The following is a 4,130-nucleotide window of genomic DNA, read 5'->3' on the forward strand; positions in this document are numbered from 1 at the left end:
CCAAGGAACCGTGGGAAGAGAGCGGTCGATGGACCGGCATGGGCGATAACATGTTCCGCCTCAAGGACCGCAAGGGCGCGGAACTGTGCCTCGGCATGACGCACGAAGAGATCATGACCACGATCGCTCGCAGCGAGCTGCGCAGCTACAAGCAGTTGCCGCAGATCTGGTATCAGATTCAGACCAAGTTTCGCGATGAGCCGCGGCCGAAGTCGGGTCTGCTCCGCGTGCGCCAGTTCACCATGAAAGACAGCTACAGCTTCGACCTCAATAAGGAAGGGCTGGACAAAAGCTTCGACCTTCACGATCAGGTGTATCGCACCATCTTCAAGCGCTGTGGACTGAAGTTTGTCTCGGTCGAGGCCGATTCGGGTGCCATGGGTGGAACGCAGTCGCAGGAATTCATGGTCTACACCGAAGCCGGAGAGGACCTGATTGCAAGCTGCCCGGTCTGCGGATATGCCGCGAATCTGGAGAAGGCCGTTTCTCGCCTGAAACCGGTTGTAGAAATGGAGCCGACGGCTGACGGAATGCCCGAGTTGGTCTCCACCCCCGGTTGCGCCGCGATCTCAGACGTTGCCGAGTTCTTCAAAATATCACCCGCGTCGGACATCAAGTGCGTGGCCTACATGGCATTGAAGCGCGGAGTACCAGGGAAAGGCGGCGCCGCAAAAGATACCTGGCACGGCGTTGCGGCATTCCTGCGCGGCGATCACCAGGTGAACGAAACGAAACTCCTCGGCGCAATCAAAGCAGCAGAACTTCGCACAATGGGCGCTGAGGAACTTGAGCAATACTTCAAAGGGCCCGCCGGATTCCTCGGCCCCGTAGGTCTCACAATCGATGAACAGCCTTTGAGCGATAAGCTCACAGTCGTCGTCGACAAATCTCTTGAGGGCCGCAAGAACCTCGTAGCCGGCGCGAATAAGCTCGACTATCACCTGCGCAATGTCGTGCCAGGCCGCGACTTCAACTGGACCGTGCTTGCAGATATCCGAAGCGTGAACGAGGGCGAGGCATGCCCGCAAGACAATTGCAGCGGCAAGCTCGTAGTCGGCAAGGCTGTCGAAGTCGGCCACATCTTCAAGCTTGGCTACAAATACTCCGAGTCGATGGGCGCGCGCGTGCTCGATCCCAACGGCAAGGAAGTGACGCCGATTATGGGCAGCTACGGCATCGGCATTGAACGCATTCTCACCGCTGCGATCGAGCAATCTAACGACGCGAATGGATTCTGGCTGCCGTCGTCGATTGCCCCCTTCACTGTTGTGGTTACAGTGACGAATGTTGCAGATGCGGCGCTACGCGAGGCGGGCGAAACGCTGGCTGCACAACTGGATGCGGCTGGACTCGATGTTCTGCTTGATGACAGAGACGAGCGCGCGGGCGTCAAATTTAAAGACGCTGACCTCGTGGGCATTCCATACCGGATCAATGTTGGCAAGAAGACCGCGAGCGGCCAGGTAGAGTTGGTTTCGCGTGCGAACTCGAGCAGCGTGGACGTGGCTCTCGGCGAAGTGGTGGCACAGGTGAAGCAGCGCGTGTTGGAAGAGAAGCTTCTAGCTGCTAGCTCCTAGCTGCCGGCAAGTGCAGCCTTGAGGGAAAGACGGCAAGGCCGAGCTGAATCGCGAAGGATCTGTGCCGGGAATTTGCCTGGCAAGGTCGATGCAGGAACCAGGGTTTCAGATATTTCGTAACTGAATTGAGGGATCACGGATGGCATTGAAGGTCAGGGTACAGAAACCAAAATTGAAGCTTTCCTGGCCTCATCTCTCCTGGTCTTCGTGGCTGGTCCGCGGAGTTATCGGCGCAGTCCTGCTCGTCGGAATCGTCGGGTTCTCTGTTTTCACTTTCTACTACAACAAGTATGCACGGATCGTAGATGAACGGTTGAAACAGCCGCTCTTTGCGAACACCGCGAAAATCTATGCCGCCCCGCGCGAAGTGCGTCCCGGACAAAAGATCAGCGCCCATCTGATTGCCACTGAATTGCGCGAGGCAGGATACACAGTCGACGGTCTATCGCATCCTTCGAAAATGGGCGTATTTACAGAGAGTCCGGAGTCGATAACGGTTCACCCCGGTCCGGAGTCCTATCACGCGCCGGATTCGGCCACGATTCACACGCGCAAAGGCGAAGTGGATTCGATTACTGACGACCACGGACAATCGCTCTCCAGCTACGAGTTGGAGCCGCTCTTGATAACCGGGTTGAGTGAGGACGCCAACCGCACCAAGCGCCGCCTGCTCACCTACGATGGGATTCCGCCGAATCTCGTGCAGGCAGTTCTTGCCATCGAAGATCGCAAGTTCTTTGAGCATGGCGGCGTGAATTACGCCAGCATGATCGGCTGGGCATGGCACGACATGATCGGGGACCGCAAGCATCGCGGCGGAGCCTCGACACTGACCATGCAACTGGCGAAGCTGCTCTTTGTCGCTGATACGGGCACTATCAAGTACAAGATCACGCAGATACTGATGGCGTTTCATCTCGAGAGTCGCTTCACGAAGAAACAGATCTTCGAAGCGTATGCGAATCAGATCAACCTGGGCCAGCGGGGCAGCTTCTCGATTGATGGCTTTGGTGAGGCGGCGCAATCCTACTTTGACAAGGATGTTCAGCAGCTTGATCTGGCGGAGTGCGCGATGCTGGCCGGCATCATCCAGCGACCAAATTACTTCAATCCTTTTCGACATCCTGAACGCACCATTGACCGGCGCAACATCGTGCTGGATTCAATGGTCGAGACCGGCGCGATCAACAAAGATCAGGCGGAGCGCGCCAAGGCTGAACCGCTGCACCTTGCATCTGGTGGAGTGGATGCCAGCGAGGCTCCCTACTTTGTGGACCTGGTGCGCGATCAGCTGGTGCAGAAACTCGGCGATCGCGACTTCAACCGCGAAGGTTTGCACATCTACACGTCGCTTGACCCCGAATTGCAGCGCGTCGCAACGGATGCAGTGAACTCTACCCTTCCCGGGATTGACGAGCAGGTGGAAAAGCGGCACGCCCGGCTGAAGAAGCCGGACGAACCTCTCGTCTACCCACAGGTGGCGTTGATAGCGCTCAATCCACATACCGGCCAGGTGCTGGCGATGGTTGGTGGCCGCGACTATGGCAAGTCGCAGGTGGACCACGCGGTGGCGCATCGGCCGACTGGCTCGATCTTCAAGCCGTTTGTCTATGCGTCCGCATTTCAAACTTCCGTCGAGGGCACGATGCTGCCCGGTCAGACTGCGTTGTTTTCGCCAATCACTATGCTCAACGATCAACAAGCCACTTACGGCGAGGGCACCCAATACGAGTACACACCACGAAACTATCAGGGCGAGTTCTACGGCGAGATGACTGCCCGCTTAGCTCTGATGCGATCGGACAACAACGCAACCATCGGCCTCGCTTCCATGGTCGGTTTTGATCGCGTGGCTTCACTGGCGCGCGACGCAGGCATCAAGAGCGCCCTGGGTACGCCTTCCATGGCCATCGGCTCTTATGATGCGACGCCGCTGGATATGGCTGGCGCCTATACGGTCTTCTCCAACGGAGGGGTACACATCGACCCTTGGATGCTGGCCAGTGTACGCACGCCCACCGGCGACGTCATTACGGACTACACGCCGACTACACGGCAGGTCCTCGATCCTCGCGTCGCCTTCCTCACCACTTACATGATGGAGGCTGTGCTGCAGGGCAACGGGCGTGAAGGCTGCAAGGTTGGTGGGCTAGACTACTGCGGAACCGGCGCCGGTGTCCGAAACATGGGTTTCACCGCACCGGCCGCGGCCAAAACGGGCACCAGCCACGATGCCTGGTTCGCCGGCTTCACCAGCAGCCTGCTCTGCGTGGTCTGGGTGGGCAACGACGACTATACCGATATCAAGCTTGAAGGCGCGCACGCCGCCGCTCCCATCTGGGCCGCGTTTATGAAATATGCGATCCAGTTGCCGCAGTATTCCGACACCAATGAGTTCACTCCACCCGACGGTGTGCAGATTGTGACGCTCGATAAGGCGACGAACCTGCTTGCCGACCCCTCGTGCCCTGACGACTACTCAGCGGCCTTTCTTGACGGCACCGCACCTACGGATACCTGCGACCATCCCGTCGATCACCGCAACATCCTGCA

The 4,130-nt window shown here is 58.2% G+C and carries 2 protein-coding genes; both read left to right on the forward strand.

The features are described from left to right. A partial coding sequence (locus WA354_RS18430; protein ID WP_472814484.1) for a proline--tRNA ligase occupies window positions 1-1,577 on the forward strand: 1,577 nt, incomplete at its 5' end. A gap of 139 nt (window positions 1,578-1,716) precedes the next feature. Next, the coding region (locus WA354_RS18435) for a transglycosylase domain-containing protein (RefSeq protein WP_472814485.1) at window positions 1,717-4,130 on the forward strand (2,414 nt) is incomplete at its 3' end.

Source organism: Occallatibacter sp., assembly GCF_049802275.1.
Lineage (GTDB): Bacteria > Acidobacteriota > Terriglobia > Terriglobales > Acidobacteriaceae > Telmatobacter.